19 protein-coding genes are annotated in these 14,935 nt (G+C 64.9%); all 19 read left to right on the top strand.

Features of this window, described 5'->3' with window-relative positions:
• The first annotated feature begins 112 nt into the window (after positions 1–112).
• The 19 genes from H3V53_RS13995 to H3V53_RS13905 all read left to right on the top strand — a co-directional run bounded on the left by H3V53_RS13995 (position 113) and on the right by H3V53_RS13905 (position 14,845).
• Positions 113–601 carry a hypothetical protein gene (locus H3V53_RS13995; RefSeq protein WP_336598429.1) on the top strand — a complete coding sequence of 163 codons (489 nt, stop codon included), beginning with the start codon at positions 113–115 and terminating at the stop codon, positions 599–601.
• A 220-nt stretch (positions 602–821) separates the two neighbouring features.
• Positions 822–959: a hypothetical protein gene (locus H3V53_RS13990; RefSeq protein WP_336598428.1), complete on the top strand. Its 138-nt coding sequence runs from the start codon at positions 822–824 to the stop codon at positions 957–959.
• Positions 956–1,273, top strand: coding sequence for an HNH endonuclease (locus tag H3V53_RS13985; protein ID WP_336598427.1), 318 nt, complete (start codon positions 956–958; stop codon positions 1,271–1,273). The genes H3V53_RS13990 and H3V53_RS13985 overlap by 4 nt, the downstream gene beginning before the upstream one ends.
• Positions 1,274–1,429: 156 nt before the next feature.
• Positions 1,430–2,644 carry a site-specific DNA-methyltransferase gene (locus H3V53_RS13980; RefSeq protein WP_336598426.1) on the top strand — a complete coding sequence of 405 codons (1,215 nt, stop codon included), beginning with the start codon at positions 1,430–1,432 and terminating at the stop codon, positions 2,642–2,644.
• A 25-nt stretch (positions 2,645–2,669) separates the two neighbouring features.
• Positions 2,670–3,068, top strand: coding sequence for a hypothetical protein (locus H3V53_RS13975; RefSeq protein ID WP_336598425.1), 399 nt, complete (start codon positions 2,670–2,672; stop codon positions 3,066–3,068).
• Positions 3,069–3,070: 2 nt separating this feature from the next.
• Positions 3,071–4,324: a terminase large subunit domain-containing protein gene (locus H3V53_RS13970; protein WP_336598424.1), complete on the top strand. Its 1,254-nt coding sequence runs from the start codon at positions 3,071–3,073 to the stop codon at positions 4,322–4,324.
• The gene (locus tag H3V53_RS13965; protein WP_336598423.1) at positions 4,236–4,727 is read left to right on the top strand and encodes a terminase TerL endonuclease subunit; all 492 of its coding nucleotides are present in this window, start codon (positions 4,236–4,238) and stop codon (positions 4,725–4,727) included. Before H3V53_RS13970 ends, H3V53_RS13965 begins: the two co-directional genes overlap by 89 nt.
• Positions 4,724–6,088 (top strand): phage portal protein, encoded by a 1,365-nt coding sequence (locus H3V53_RS13960; protein ID WP_336598422.1) that lies wholly within the window; start codon positions 4,724–4,726, stop codon positions 6,086–6,088. Before H3V53_RS13965 ends, H3V53_RS13960 begins: the two co-directional genes overlap by 4 nt.
• The gene (locus H3V53_RS13955; protein ID WP_336598421.1) at positions 6,085–6,834 is read left to right on the top strand and encodes a head maturation protease, ClpP-related; all 750 of its coding nucleotides are present in this window, start codon (positions 6,085–6,087) and stop codon (positions 6,832–6,834) included. The genes H3V53_RS13960 and H3V53_RS13955 overlap by 4 nt, the downstream gene beginning before the upstream one ends.
• A gap of 93 nt (positions 6,835–6,927) precedes the next feature.
• Entirely contained in the window at positions 6,928–8,187 is a 1,260-nt protein-coding gene (locus tag H3V53_RS13950; protein WP_336598420.1) for a phage major capsid protein, read from the top strand.
• A 65-nt stretch (positions 8,188–8,252) separates the two neighbouring features.
• Entirely contained in the window at positions 8,253–8,534 is a 282-nt protein-coding gene (locus H3V53_RS13945) for a hypothetical protein (protein ID WP_336598419.1), read from the top strand.
• A gap of 3 nt (positions 8,535–8,537) precedes the next feature.
• Positions 8,538–9,218: a head-tail connector protein gene (locus tag H3V53_RS13940; protein WP_336598418.1), complete on the top strand. Its 681-nt coding sequence runs from the start codon at positions 8,538–8,540 to the stop codon at positions 9,216–9,218.
• 144 nt (positions 9,219–9,362) lie between these two features.
• Positions 9,363–9,683: a phage head closure protein gene (locus H3V53_RS13935; RefSeq protein WP_336598417.1), complete on the top strand. Its 321-nt coding sequence runs from the start codon at positions 9,363–9,365 to the stop codon at positions 9,681–9,683.
• On the top strand, positions 9,680–10,150 hold the full coding sequence (locus tag H3V53_RS13930; RefSeq protein WP_336598416.1) for an HK97 gp10 family phage protein: 471 nt from the start codon (positions 9,680–9,682) through the stop codon (positions 10,148–10,150). The genes H3V53_RS13935 and H3V53_RS13930 overlap by 4 nt, the downstream gene beginning before the upstream one ends.
• Positions 10,147–10,503, top strand: a complete 357-nt coding sequence (locus H3V53_RS13925; protein ID WP_336598415.1) for a DUF3168 domain-containing protein — start codon at positions 10,147–10,149, stop codon at positions 10,501–10,503. Before H3V53_RS13930 ends, H3V53_RS13925 begins: the two co-directional genes overlap by 4 nt.
• A gap of 105 nt (positions 10,504–10,608) precedes the next feature.
• Positions 10,609–11,256 (top strand): phage tail tube protein, encoded by a 648-nt coding sequence (locus tag H3V53_RS13920; protein WP_336598414.1) that lies wholly within the window; start codon positions 10,609–10,611, stop codon positions 11,254–11,256.
• Between the two features lie 104 nt (positions 11,257–11,360).
• Positions 11,361–11,741, top strand: coding sequence for a phage tail assembly chaperone (locus H3V53_RS13915; protein WP_336598413.1), 381 nt, complete (start codon positions 11,361–11,363; stop codon positions 11,739–11,741).
• Positions 11,738–12,049 carry a DUF1799 domain-containing protein gene (locus H3V53_RS13910; protein WP_336598502.1) on the top strand — a complete coding sequence of 104 codons (312 nt, stop codon included), beginning with the start codon at positions 11,738–11,740 and terminating at the stop codon, positions 12,047–12,049. The genes H3V53_RS13915 and H3V53_RS13910 overlap by 4 nt, the downstream gene beginning before the upstream one ends.
• A gap of 78 nt (positions 12,050–12,127) precedes the next feature.
• Positions 12,128–14,845, top strand: a complete 2,718-nt coding sequence (locus tag H3V53_RS13905) for a phage tail length tape measure family protein (protein ID WP_336598412.1) — start codon at positions 12,128–12,130, stop codon at positions 14,843–14,845.
• Positions 14,846–14,935: the final 90 nt, after the last annotated feature.

Raw genomic sequence — 14,935 nt, 5'->3', positions numbered from 1 at the left:
GCGGGAAACGCCCGCATAAACTCCGTTTTCATATACCGTACCGATGGTGCGAACACGAAGCCCGCAAGCGAAAGCACGCGGGCTTTCTTATTTGGTGGAGATGATGGGGAAAATGGACCCAGACGAGAAAAGTCGGTTGGATTGGATCGAGCAGGCGGCTGTAGAAAACATGAAGGCGCAACATGTTTCTGCGGACAATCTCGCCAAAGACTCCGCGACGACGCTAACAGTATTCTTGGCGGCAATGGCTGGTAGTATGACTTACGCGGCGACCGCTATGCAGCAACATCAGTGGACTTGGTTTTCGATTGCGGCCGGAGCATTTTGCGCTTGGTTTTTTGTTCTTAGCAGCTTGCTGGTGTGCAAGTGCCTGATGATTCGGGCGATCCCGCCGGTGTACAACGAGCCGAAGAACCTGAGTCAACCGGGGTTTGACCTGCTGATTCTCAAGGAAGAGGAACTGCTGGGGTTTCAGCGTCGCATCGACGCTTCCGTAAAGCGAAACGGTTCGGTCGCGGGCTGGTTGAACCGGCTACGCCTCGGGGCGGTAGCCAGTCCCTTGATTTTCGTCGTCGCGGCGCTCGCGTCTATTTTGATCTAGTCGGGATCGGCGGCCTGCCCGTTGGAGTCGTCGGGCGCTTGTTGTTGTGGTCGCGAACGGGGCCACGGTACACTGGCTGCGGATCAGGAATTTTTGGTCTGTTGGTATTTGACATGGTCTGTCGATGTTGAGTGTGAGAACTCGTAACGTTAGCAGACCGCGCATCAACAACAAAGCCCGCCAAGCGAAAGCCTAGCGGGCTTTTTGCATTGGAGCTGCGATGTTCGACTTCGATGACATGCTCGAAGTATTCAGCATCCTGCTGCGTTGGGAAGCCCGATCGTCATGGTTAGCTCCAATGGCGTTCGATGACGCCGCCGACTTCTTTTGGGTTGCAACCGACGAGACCTCACGATGACCAGACTGCGGACGCTGAAGCCGCGCCTCGCGGCCTCAACACTCAGCCGGGTAAAGACGCTCGAAGTGAAGGCGGGTGCGACCGAGCGCGTGCGCGGCAGCGTGTGGATGAAGACGCGCCAGCGTGTCGCACTGGCTCACGGTCACCGGTGTGCAGGATGCGGGCGCGTGTGGGTGGCGAACCGCGATCAGATCGACCATGTAGTGTCACTTGAGCAGGGCGGCGGCAACGACGATGCGAACCTGCAGCCGCTGTGCGACGACTGCCACAAGGCGAAGACAGCAGCAGAAGCCGCCGCGCGTGCGAGGCGGTGAGAGAGCCCCTTGTGAGGCCGCCTGGCGGCTCCCAAAGCAGATGGCAAGGCGACCTACCCCGGGGGGGGGGGGGGGGGGGCGAAAGTCTGAGGCCCGCCAGGCGGCGAAACCGACCGGTACCCCACGCACAGAATTTTTTTCCCCTAAAAAGAACCCATGCACGCATCGGAATCCATCGTCATGCGCGAGGTGGCGGCGCTGATCCCGTACGCCCGCAACAGCCGCACCCATGACGACGCCCAGGTTGCGCAGATCGCCGCCTCGATCCGCGAGTTCGGTTTCACGAACCCGGTACTGATCGACGGCGACGGCGGCATCATCGCGGGCCATGGTCGCGTCATGGCGGCCCGCAAGCTGGCGATGGAAGTGGTGCCGTGCATCGTGCTCGACTACCTGACGGAGACGCAGCGCAAGGCGTACGTCATCGCCGACAACAAGCTGGCACTCAATTCCGGATGGGATGACGCGCTTCTGAAGCTTGAGCTTGAAGAGCTGACCGACGCGGGATTTGACATCACGTTGACGGGTTTCTCGCTTGAGGAATTCGATGAAATGGATGTCGAGATCGAAGAAGTCGAAGGCAACACTGACCCAGACGATATTCCGGAGCCGCCCACAGATCCAGTGACGAAACTTGGCGACGTGTGGCTGCTGGGCAAGCATCGCCTCATGTGCGGCGATTCGACGAGCATTGATGCTGTCGGGGAGCTGATGGCGGGCTCGCTGGCTGGAGTGCTTTTTACTGATCCGCCGTATGGATACCGATACGTATCGAACCATCAGAAAAAGCATGAAATGCTGATGAACGATGACGTGCTGCTTGACTTCATGCCTGCCGCTTATTCGGCGATGAAGGATGATGCTGCGGCATTCATCTGCGGATCGCACCAGACGATTCATCAGTGGCGCGCAAAGGTGGACGAGCATTTTGCGTACAAAAACCTGATCGTCTGGAAGAAGAACAACTGGTCGATGGGCGATCTCACTGGCGCATTCGCTGGCCAGCACGAGTTGATCATCTTCGCGCACAAAGGGCGCGTGGAGCTTCGTGGCGGTCGGGCGCGCGATGTGTGGGAGTTTGACCGCGACCCTCCGGAGCATCATCCGACGCAGAAGCCGGTAGAACTTGTCGAATTCGCCATAGGCAGCGTTTCGGACAAGGGAGAGACCGTGCTCGACCTGTTCGGTGGATCTGGCTCGACGCTGATTGCCTGCGAAAAAACTGGCCGCATGGCTCGCCTGATGGAGCTGGACCCGAAGTACTGCGACGTTATCGTCAAGCGCTGGCAGGAATTCACCGGCAAGCAGGCCACGCTGGAAAGCGACGGGCGCGCGTTCGACGAAGTCAGTGCAGGCAGCACGCAGCCGTGATGGACGCGGCATAGCGAGGTAAATAATGGGCCGTCCAGCATACAAACCAACGGACAGGGACCGGGAGCAGGTCAAGATGCTGTCCGGCATGGGTATCGACGGAGCCAACATCGCCGCGCTGCTCGGGATTTCCGAGCCGACCATGCGCAAGTACTTCCGGCGCGAGCTGGAGATCGGTTACGTGCAGGCGAACGCGCAGGTCGCGCAAAGCCTGTTCCGGCAGGCGACCGACAAGAACAAGCCGAACGTCGTCGCCGCAATTTTCTGGATGAAGACGCGGGCAGGCTGGGTCGAGGCGAAGCCTGAAGAGGCAACCAAGGGCAAGAAGGACGTCCAGAAGGAAGCGGCGCAGAAGGTCGCGAGGGGCAAGTTCGCGCCGACGGCGCCGCCGAAGCTGATCGCGTCTGGCGGCAGGAAGGTCTGATCATGGAATGGACGACTGCGTGTCCCGACTGGGCAGACCGGCTGCGCACTGGCCGCTCGATCATTCCGCCGCCGATTTTCCCGGACCAGGCCGCGCAGGCGCTGGAGGTGTTCAAGCAGCTCAAGATCGTCGACGCACCGGGCAGCCCGACCTTCGGCGAAGCGTGCGCGGACTGGGTGTTCGACCTGGTGGCGTCGGTGTTCGGTGCCTATGACGCCGAATCGGGGCGCAGGCTGATTACCGAATGGTTCATCTGCCTGCCGAAGAAAAATTCGAAGTCGACGCTCGCGGCCGGGATCATGATGACGGCCGTCATCCTGAACTGGCGCATGTCGGCCGAGTACGCGATTCTCGCGCCGACCATCGAGGTGGCGAACAACAGCTTCGCGCCGAGCCGCGACATGGTGAAGTACGACGAGGAGCTCGACGAGCTTTTCCAGGTGCAGACCCATGTCAAGACGATCTCGCACCGCACGATGGGCGCCACGCTGAAGGTCGTTGCAGCTGACTCGAATACGGTCGGCGGCAAGAAGAGCGTCGGCACGCTGGTCGATGAACTGTGGCTGTTCGGCAAGCAGCCGGACGCCGAGAACATGCTGCGCGAGGCGATCGGCGGGCTGGCCTCGCGGCCCGAAGGCTTCGTCATCTACCTGACGACGCAGTCCGACGATCCGCCCGCGGGCGTGTTCCGTCAGAAACTGCAGTACGCGCGCGACGTGCGCGACGGCAAGATCGAAGACCGGCGATTCGTGCCCGTGATCTTCGAGCACCCGCCCGAGATGGTGGCCCGCAAGCTGCACCTGCTGCCGGAAAACCTCGGCATGGTCAATCCGAATCTCGGCTATTCGGTCGATCAGGAGTTCCTGGAGCGCGAGTTCAGGAAGGCGCAGACCGAGGGTGAAGAATCGTTTCGCGGCTTCCTTGCGAAGCATGCGAACGTCGAGATCGGCCTTGCGCTGCGCTCGGACCGCTGGGCGGGCGCGGACTTCTGGCAGCAGCAGGCCGGCGCCGCGATCTCGCTCGCGATGCTGATCGCGCGCTCCGAAGTGATCGACGTCGGCATCGACGGCGGGGGGGCTGGACGACCTGCTCGGGCTCGCCGTGCTGGGCCGCGAGAAGGGCACGGGCAAGTGGCTGTTGTGGGCGCATGCATGGGCACATCCGTCCGTGCTGGAGCGCCGCAAGTCCGAGGCCGCGCGCTTTACCGATTTTGCGAAGGACGGCCACCTGACGCTGGTCGAGGCCATCGGCGATGACGTGCACGAACTGGCCGGCTACGTCGCCGAGGTCGAGGCGTCGGGCAGGCTCGACCGTGTCGGCATCGACCCGGGCGGCATCGGCGGGGTGCTGGACGCGCTCGTCGAGCTCGACATACCGGAAGAGAAGGTGCTCGGCATCTCGCAGGGCTGGAAGCTGGGCGGCGCCATCAAGACGATGGAGCGCAAGCTCGCCGAGGGCGCGCTGGTGCACGGCGGCCAGCCGATGATGGCGTGGTGCGTCGGCAACGCGAAGGTCGAGCCGCGCGGCAACGCCATCCTGATCACAAAGCAGGCCAGCGGGACGGCGAAGATCGACCCGCTGATGGCGGCCTTCAACGCCGTGAACCTGATGAGTCTTAACCCGCAGGCAGCACCAACCCCAGGGATCTTCATCCTATGAGCAAAGAAGCATTCGCGAACGCACAGGCGCGGGCCCGCGTGCCGGGCTCGCCCGTGCTGAATGCCTGGCGGGCTCAGCACGGTCCGGAAACGACCGGGCGCATCAACAACCTGAACGAGACGCGGCAGAGCCTCACGGTTCAGGAGCTGGCGAACATCATCGGCGGCGGTGCCATCAGCAACGCCGGGCCGGTCGTCAACGAGACGACGGCGACGAAGGTCTCGGCGGTCTACGCATGCGTCGCGCTGATCGCGGGCGCGATCTCGACGCTGCCGATGCCCGTCTACGAGCGCACGCCGACCGGCCGGGCGCGCGTCGAGCACCCGTACTGGTGGCTGCTGAACGAGCAGCCCGAGCCGGATGTGTCGGCCGCCGTGTTCTGGGAGTACATGGTCGCCGCGCGCCTCTTTTACGGCGACTGTTTTGCCGAGATCGTGCGGCCGTCATTCCGCAGCAACGGCGTGTCGGCGTTCCGGGCGCACCATCCGCTGCGCGTGTTCCCGTTCCGCGATAGTGCCGGCGATCTCTGGTATCGCGTGCAGCCGCTGGTCGGTGCCGAGTATGTGCTGCACCCGGCCGACATGATCCACGTGCCGAGCCTCGGCTATGACGGCATCCGCAGCCCGAGCCCGATCACGTACGCGGCGCGGCAGGCGGTCGGCACGTCGCTCGCGGCGGCCGAGTACAGCGCGCGCTTCTTTTCAAACGGCGCGCGTCCCGACTTCGCGCTGATGACACCCGGCGACATAACGGAAGAGCAGGCGCGGCTGCTGCGCGCGACGTGGGGCGAGCGGCACAGCGGCGTCGCGAATGCGCACCTGCCGGCGGTCCTGACGGGCGGCCTGCAGGTCAAGGAACTGACGATGACGCCCGTCGACGCGCAGATCCTCGAAACCTCGAAGTGGAACCTCGAGGAAATCTGCCGCACGCTCGGCGTCCCGCCGTTCATGGTCGGCTCGACCGAGAAAACCACCTCGTGGGGCAGTGGCGTCGAGAACATGAGCCGCGGCTTCGTTAAGTTCACGCTGCTGCGTGACCTCGTGAAGTTCAACCAGGAGTTCAACCGCAAGCTGTGGCCGACCCGTCAGCGGCTGTTTGTCGAGTTCGACGTGTCCGGCATGGAGCGCGGCGACCTGCAGGGCGAAAACGCCGCGCTGCGCATTGCGATGGGCAGCGCCGGCACGCCGGGCTGGATGACGCCGAACGAGGTGCGGCACATCAAGCTGCTGCCGCCGATCGAGGGCGGCGACGTCCTGTTCAGCGGTGTCAACCCGTCAGCTGGTGCCGCGTCAACCGAGCCCGCCAGCCCGACCGAAACGGCGCCCAAACCGGCAGGCCAACCCGACGAAGGAGCATCATGAGCAAACTGATCAAGCTGCTGGCGCGCAACCGCCGGCCGACGGAGCGTCCGCGCGCGCTCGAAACGAGCGGCGACGAGACGACCATCTACCTCTACGACGCGATCGTCGCCGATGACGACACGGCCGAATGGTGGGGTGGTGTCTCGGCGCAGTCGCTGGTGCCGCAGATCCGCGGCATCCAGGGCGGCACCGTCAACCTGCGCATCAATTCGCCCGGCGGTGATGTGTTCGCCGCACAGTCGATCGTCGCCGCGATCCGCGACACGGGCGCGAAGGTCATCGCGCACATCGACGGCGTCGCGGCGAGCGCGGCCACCGTGATCGCGTCGGCGGCCGACGAAGTCGTGATGTCGGACGGCGCGATGTACATGATCCACTGCGCGTGGACGGTGGCCATCGGCAACGCCGAAGACCTGACGGCGACGGCCGATCTGCTCGACAAGACGGACGGCGTGATCGCCAGCCAGTACGCGAAGCGCAGCGGGAAGAGCGTCGACGACATGAAGGCGTACATGAGCGCCGAGACGTGGTTCACGGCGCAGGAGGCCGTCGACGTCGGGCTGGTCGACCGCATCGCCGAGAACGCACCGAAGGCGCAGGCATCGTGGGATCTGAGCGCCTACGCGAACGCGCCGAAGCCGTCGGCATCGGCCGCGCCCGAGCCGCCGATCGACGCCATCACCGCCGAACACCGCGAGCGTCAGCAGCAGCGCCTACGCATGCTGAACCGCCTCAACCATCAGTGACGCGCCTCGCGCAACTGAGAACGGCCGCCGCAAGGCGGTTTTTTTTTCGTCCCCACGACCTGCGCGAGCGGTCAACACACTGGAGAGTGACACATGAGCAAACTCGCTCAACTGCGCGAACTGCGTAATTCGAAGGCCAAGGAAGCCAACGACCTGAACAACAAGTATCCGGCCGAGCAGCGCATGCCGTCGGCTGACGCGACGCGCATGGATGCGATCCTTGCCGAGATCGAGGCGATCGACGGCGACATCGCGCGCGAGAACCGCCGCGCGCAGCTCGCTGCGGAAACGCCCGAAGCCCAGCAGACCGCCGCGCTGAACGCCGCGACGCGCACGCCGGGTGCCCACAGCGACGAATCGCGTGCGCTGCGCGCGTTCATGTCGGGCGGCATCTCCAACATGGCCGACGAAGACCGCGCCCGCATGCTCGCGCGCCAGACGCCGGACATCCGCAACGCGATGTCGACGACGACGACCACGGAAGGCGGCTTTACGGTCGCCACCGAATACCAGCGCTCGCTGGAAATCGCGATGAAGGCGTACGGTGGCATGCGTGCCGTCGCGCACGCGATCCGCACGGCGACGGGTGCGTCGATGAATTTCCCGACGACCGACCCGACCTCGGAAGTCGGCGAAATCGTCGGCCAGAACAGCCCGGTGTCGGCGCTCGACACGACGTTCAGCAACATCTCGCTGGACGTCTACAAGTACAGCTCGAAGAAGATCGCGCTGCCGTTCGAACTGGTGCAGGACTCGTTCATCGACATCGAGGCGTACATCCAGTCGCTGCTGGCGATGCGTCTGGGCCGTATCCAGAACGCGCACTTCACGACGGGGACCGGCACCGGCCAGCCGAAGGGTCTCATCACCGCCGCCAACACGGGCAAGACGGGCACTACCGGCCAGACGCTGACGGTGATCTATGACGACCTCGTCGATCTGGAGCACTCGGTCGATCCGGCCTACCGCAACCAGCCGGGCGTCGGCTACATGATGCACGACTCGTCGGTGAAGGTCGTGCGCAAGATCAAGGACAGCCAGGGCCGCCCGATCTTCGTGCCGGGCTACGAGGGCGACGCGATGATCAACGGCGGCGCACCGGACCGTCTGATGGGCCGTCCGATCTACATCAACCAGGACATGCCGGTGATGGCCGCGAACGCCGAGTCGATCGCGTTCGGCCAGCTGTCCAAGTACGTCATCCGTGACGTGATGGACCTGACGCTGTTCCGCATGACTGACTCGGCCTTCACGCTGAACGGCCAGATCGGCTTCGTCGGCTTCCTGCGCACGGGGGGCAACCTGATCGACGCGGGCGGCGCCGTCAAGACGTACGCGAACTCGGCCACCTGATCGGCCTGATCACGCAGTCCGGCGGGCTTCGGCCCGCCGCTTCCCTCATCCCTGCAGGAGCCAACATGGCAGCCAAGAACCCCGCCGCACAAGCGGCGAAAACCGCGCAAGCCGGGCAGACCGCGAAGGCGCGTGTGCTCGTCGACCATCCCGCACACGGCCTGAAGTGCGGCCAGATCGCCGAAGGCCCGGAGGCGCTCATCCAGGCGCTGGCCGATGCCGGTGCGCTCGACGCGCACCCGGATGCGGTCGACTATGCCGCCGGGCAGGGCGCCGAAGTCGTCGCGATCGGCGTGCCGGCCGAGGCCGACGAAGCAGCCGACGCGTCCAACCCGGCAGCGGAGTAACGCATGGGCCTCCGGATGACACAGGGGCCGGCCGAGGAACCGGTGTCGCTTCAGGAGGCGAAGCTGCACCTGAACCTCGACCTCGCCGACACGACGTGGGACGCGAAGATCCAGAGCCTGATCACGGCCGCCCGGATTCACGCGGAAAACGTGTGCCGGCGCGTGTTCGTGACGCAGAAGTACGACCTCTATCTCGACGCGTTCCCGTTCTACACGTATTACGGCGTGATCCCGGGCTACGTGCCCGTGGACCAGCTGCCGTCTGCGTGGATGACGATGCGCAACTACGCGGTGCGTTTCCGGGGCAGCCGGATCGACATCCCGTTCCCGCGGCTGCAGTCGGTCGATGCCGTCACCTACATTGACCCGACGGGCGCCACGCAGACACTCGACCCGTCGCTGTATGTGGTCGATGCCATCAGCGAGCCGGGCGTGCTGACGCCGAAAACAAACACGTACTGGCCCGACACCGAGAACACGACCAACGCGGTGAAGATCAGCTTCACGGCGGGCTATGGCGACGCCGCTGCGGTGCCCGACGGCATCAAGACGTGGATTCTGCTGCGCGTCGGCTCGCTGTTCGAAAACCGCGAGGAAGTGCTGGTCGCGTATCGCGTGACGGTGCAGGCGCTGCCCTACGTCGACACGCTGCTCGATCCGTACCGGATCATGGGGTATGCCTGATGAAACTCATTCGGCGCATGAGAGGCGCGGCCAGCGCGTTCAGGCTGGCACGCGCATTTGGTCGCAGCGTGGTCGTGGCTGTCTTTCTCGCGGCCCGCTTTGCGGTCACGGGCGCTACTGGCCAGTACCGGGTCAAGGGACTTTATGCGTATCGGTGACTTCAACCGTCGCGCGACGGTGCAGGTGCAGCAGGCCACCGTCGACGAAGTCGGCCAGCCCTCGGTGGCATGGGTCGATCTGGCGACCAGCGTGCCGTGCAATGTGCTGGTGAAGTCGGGCAGTGCGCAGATCGCCGCCGGCGCGGATGTCAGCCGCATCCAGGGCAGCATCCGCCTGCGCTGGCGCACCGACCTTGCGCCGGGCATGCGCGTCGTCATGGGCGGCACGGTCTTCAGCGTGAAGGCGGTGCTGCCCGATTACGACAAGCGCACGTTCGTCGATCTCGTGTGCGAGGTGGTCGAGTGAGCCTGACGATCAATGCCGATATGGCCGGCATCGACAGCCTGCTCGACGAGCTCGCCGACAACGCCGAGGCCGCGGTGCGACCGGCGGCGCAGGCGGCCGCGCAGGTGCTGTACGACGCAGTCATGCGCAACGTCGCCAGCATCGGCCGCGTGACGGGCAACCTGCAGAATTCGATCTATCAGGTGTACAGCCGCGATGACTCGGCCGAGGGTCGCGCGACCTATCACGTGAGCTGGAATCACCGGAAGGCGCCGCACGGCTGGCTCGTCGAGAACGGCCACCTGCAGAAGTACAAGGTCTATCTCGGCCGAGACGGCAAGTGGTACACCGACAAGAAGGCGCCGCTGCCGGCGCCGCGCCATGTCGGTGCGCGCCCGTTCGTGCGGCCGGCGCAGGCGCAGTTCCCGGCCGCGCTCGATGCCGCCGTTGCCGAGCTGCTCAAACGCATCAATGGAGGCACGCCATGACGGTCGAAGCGAGCATCTTCGCGCTGCTGTCGCCGCTGGTCGGCGCCCGCGTGTTTCCCGATGAGGCGCCGTTCGACACGCCGCGCCCGTATGTGATCTACCAGCAGATCGGCGGGCTCGTGATCCGGCCGCTCGCGAAGGAAGTGCCCAACAAGCAGAACGGCTTTTTTCAGGTTGCGGTGTGGAGCGACCGGCGCGCCGAGGCCGACGCGCTCGCGCTGCAGATCGAGGCAGCATTCATCACGGCCACGGCCTTCGACGCGAAGCCGATGGCCGGGCCCACCTCGGCCAGTGACGCTGACCTGAAGCGCTACGGCAAGCATCAGGATTTTTCCATCTGGTCCGATCGCTAGGACCGCCACAGCAAACCGGCCCGCCGCGCGCGGGTATTTTTCGCCCTACGGGGCATGTCCGATACCCGCCTCGCGCGGGTTTTTTCATCTGAAGGAGCCCTTACCGTGGCCTACGCATTCCCCGAAGGATCGAAGTTCTATTTCAGCGAAACGTTCGCGGCGGCGAAGAACATCACCGCGCTGAGCAACGCGAATCCGGCCGTCGCGACGTCGGTCGCGCACGGTTTCGCCGACGGCAACGAAATCCTCATCGAGTCGGGCTGGGAAGACGCCAGCGACAGCGTGTTCAAGATCGACCAGCTGTCGGTCGACACGTTCAGCCTGCTCGGCCTGAACACCAACGACACCGACTGGTACAACCCGGGCGGCGGTGCCGGCACCGCGCAGCTGATCAGCAACTGGGTCGAGATCCCGCAGGTGCTGACGATCGCGACGCAGGGCGGTGACCCGAAGTTCACGACCATCGCGCCGCTCGCGAAGCGCAACGCGATCAACGTGCCGACGGGCTTCAACCCGACGTCGATCACGCTGACGCTCGGCCACGACGCGTCGAACGTGAACTATCAGGAGATGCTCGACATCTCGCGTTCGCTGCGCAAGGTGGCGTTCAAGATGGTGCTGTCGGGTGGCGTGTCGTCGTACGGCTACGGCTACATGAGCGTGTCGGAAATGCCGTCGCTGAACGTCAACCAGGCCAACCAGGTGACGGCGTCGCTGTCGCTGCTCGGCCGCTCGATCAGCTACGCATCGTAAGCAGTTTCGCAGTCTGTCCTCGGGGCCGTTCGCGGCCCTTTTCCCCGCCGGGGTCATTCCCGGTGGGGCTTTTCATCCCACACAAAATATCGAGGCAATCCATCATGGCAAAAATCACGCTCGGCCAGCGCCCGGCCAACTTCAAGCACGTCGTCAAGTTCGCGCTGCTCGATGGCAGCGAGGCGGCGATCGAGATCACGTACAAGTACCGCACCCGCAAGGAATTCGGCACCTTCATCGACGAGGTGTTCGCCGCGTCGAAGGAAGAGCGCCCGGCCGACGACACGTTCTCGTGGGCCGCGCTGATGGAAAAGACGGGCAGCACCAATGCGGACTACGTGATGCAGGCCGTCGAGGGCTGGAACCTCGACGAGCCGTTCACGCGCGAGAACGTCCAGCAGCTGGCCGACGAACTGCCCGCAGCGATCACGGCCATCATGGACAGCTACCGCAACGCGATCACGCAGGGCCGCCTGGGAAACTGAAGGAGGCGGCCGGCGCGCTGTATCGGCCGCCCAATGCGGCGCCCGCCAATGCGTTCGACCTCGGCCAGCTGTTCCGCAAGGATGAGGTCGAAATCTGGCCCGAGAACCACGACGCGGTGCTGCTCTTCTGCCGGCTCGGCACGCAATGGCGCACGGGCGTGGCGGGCCCGACCGGGCTCGACTACTGCGTCGTGCTCGCGATGATCGACCGGCTGGGGCTGCCCGCCGATGAGGCCGACGCGCTGTTCGAGGATGTGCGGCATCTCGAAATGGCGGCGCTCGGCGTGCTGCGCGAAAGCGCGACGTAACACCTGTACTACCCCGCTGCGGCGGGTTTCTTTTTTTCAGGCCCGCCGCGCGCGGGCCTTTTTCCCTGGTGGTGCGCGATGGCGACTGATGAACGGAAAGTCCAGCTCGGGGTGAGCGTTGATGCCACCGAGGCGCGCAAGGGATTCAGTGACGTCAAGGACGCTGCGCGCGACATGGCGCAGTCGGTCACCAAGGAAGGCGCGGCCGCTGGCAAGGCGATCGACTCGGTGGGAAGCGGTGGCGATGCGTCGGCGAAGAAGCTCGATGCCGCCACGCGCAGCATGATCCAGTCGATCCAGCGCACGACGGCGGCGATGGAGGCGGGCAGCAAGTCGAGTTCCGCCTATTTCGAGGTGCTCGCCGGCCAGCGCGGCATCCCGACCGATGCGCTCGCGCCGTATCTCGCCGCGCTCGATGCGGCGAAGAAAAAGCAGGACGAGGCGGCCGAATCGCTGCACAGCTTTTCGCTGAACAGCACGCGCGCGCGCACCGAGCTGGTCGTGCTCGGGCACGAACTCGCGCAGGGCAATTTCTCGCGCTTTGGCAGTTCGCTGATGGTGATGGCCGAAGCGACCGACGCGCTCAGCATCGCGATGAGTCCGCTCGGCGTCGCCATCGGCGTCAGTGCGGGCGCGATCGCCGCCTTTGCCGTGGCCGTCTACAAGGGCCATCAGGAATCCGAAGAACTGCGCAATTCGCTGATCCTGACGGGCAACGCGGCCGGCGTCACGGCGAACAGCTTCACGGTGATGGCCCGCGCGATCGCCGACAGCACCGGGCAGGGCATCGGCACCGCGCGCACCGCGCTGCAGGAACTGGTGTCGACGGGGCAGCTGTCGGGCCAGGCGCTGCAGCTTGCGACCGAAGACGTCGTCACGTTCGCGAAGCTGTCGGGCGAAAGCACCGACAAGGTCGCAGGCGATTACGCGAAGATGGCCGACGGCGTCACGAAATGGGCCACGGAACACAACCGTCAGCTTAACTACATGACGGAGGCGGACTACGAGCGCATCAAGTCGCTCGAAGACGCGGGCAAGACCGAGCAGGCGCTGATGGACAACCTGTCGCTCCTGCACCAGCATTTTGCGGACGTCGCCGACGAGAAGCTCGGCTATGTCGAGCGCGCCTGGCGGGCGGTCAAGGGTTCGATCACGGATACGTGGGACGCGCTGAAGGCCATCGGCCGCGACCAGACGCCCGAGGACCAGCTGCAGGCGATCGCGGACAAGCGCAAGCGCTCCGACGGCGGCGGCATCACGTCGTCGTGGGAAGACCCGCGCAACGTCTATACCGCGCAGGATGACGCCGACGCGATGGCGCTGCAGATGCAGGCCGACAAGTCGGCCGTCGCGGCCTTCGCGAAGGCGCAGTCCGATGCGGACCAGAAGGCGGGCATCGCCGCGGCGGAAAGTCTCGACAAGGCGATGCACTCGTTTGACAAGGCATTCGCGAAAAAGCAGGAACTCGACCAGCGCAAGGCCGAGTTCGTCAAGCTGTTTAAGTCCAACCCGAACGCCGATCTGCTGAAGGGCGTCAAGGTCACGGGCAGCGATGAGGCGGGCTATTCGGTGTCGGGCGGCGCCTATGACAGCCTCGTTGCCGACATCAACAAGCGTTACACCGACCACGCGCCGAAGTCGACGGCGGAATCCACCAGCAACCGCGACGTCGCGGCGCTGAAGGCCGACATCGCGGCGCGCCAGCAGCAGCTGGCGCTGCTCGACCAGTACGGCACGAAGCAGGCGCAGATCAGCGACGGCGACAAGAAGGTGATGCAGATCGAGCAGCAGCTCGGTCTCGCGCAGAAGGACCGCATCGGCAAGGTCTCGGATGCGCAGCTGAAGGAACAGCTGGGCTATGCGCAGCAGCTGGCCGCCGTCGAAAAGCAGATCGACGCCACCAAGCGGGCGGCCGAGGCGCAGCAGGTCTACAACACCCAGCTCGACAAGTGGTGGGCATCCGAGCAGTCGTCGCAGTCCGCGCTCGATCAGGATCTCGCGCTGTATGGCACTGAGGGCGAGGCGCGCAAGCTGATGACGCTGCAGCTGCAGGCCGAGGCCGAGGCGCGCGAGGTGATCCGCAAGGCGCAGCAGGACGGCCATCCGCTGTCGGCGCAGGAGCAGAACGACCTGCTCGCGCTCGCCGATGCGCACGCGAAGGTGACGGGCAGCATCCAGGCGCAGCGCGACGCGCTCGCGGGCGCCGACCAGCTGCGCCAGCAGAACGCGCGCTTCGCCGCCGACAGCATCCTCGACGAAAAGCAGCGGGCGGCCGCGATCCTCGAAATCGACGCGAAGAAGTGGCAGGATCTGATCGCGAACGCGGGCGACGGCACCGAGGCGCAGAAGAAGCTGATCGAGCAGTACAACCAGTGGTACGCCGACCAGTCGAACAAGCCCGTCATCGACCAGTGGAAGAAGACGGTCAGCCAGATCGACCAGGACTTCCACGACGGCTTCCTGCAGATGCTGACCAACGGCGAAAAGGGCTGGAAGAGCTTCACGCAGTCGCTGATCAACACGTTCAAGGTCACGGTCGTCGATGCCGTCTATCAGGCTTTCCTCAAGCCGCTCGTCGTGAACGTCGTCGCGAACGTGGCGGGGCTGACGGGCAATTCGGGCGTCGGCAGTGCGCTGCTCGGCCAGAATGGCGGGTCGGGTGCGCTTGGCAGCCTCAACAACCTGTCGAACGCGTACAGCACGCTGACGAAGGGCGCCAGCTTCGTCAGTAGCCTGTTCGGTGCCGGCTACGGGTCGGCCGGCTCGGCGATCGGCGGTGCGGCGGTGGCGGCGTGAGCGCGTACATCTGCCGTCCCTTGTTGTGCCAGCGTGCGATCAGCTCGGCGCTGTCGTCGTAGCCGGATTGCGCCGTGTCGCGCAGGAACT

It is taken from the genome of Paraburkholderia bengalensis, assembly GCF_037126505.1.
Classification (GTDB): domain Bacteria; phylum Pseudomonadota; class Gammaproteobacteria; order Burkholderiales; family Burkholderiaceae; genus Paraburkholderia; species Paraburkholderia bengalensis.
Note: the sequence above shows the minus strand (reverse complement) of the source record. Positions and strands in the feature narration are given on the sequence as shown.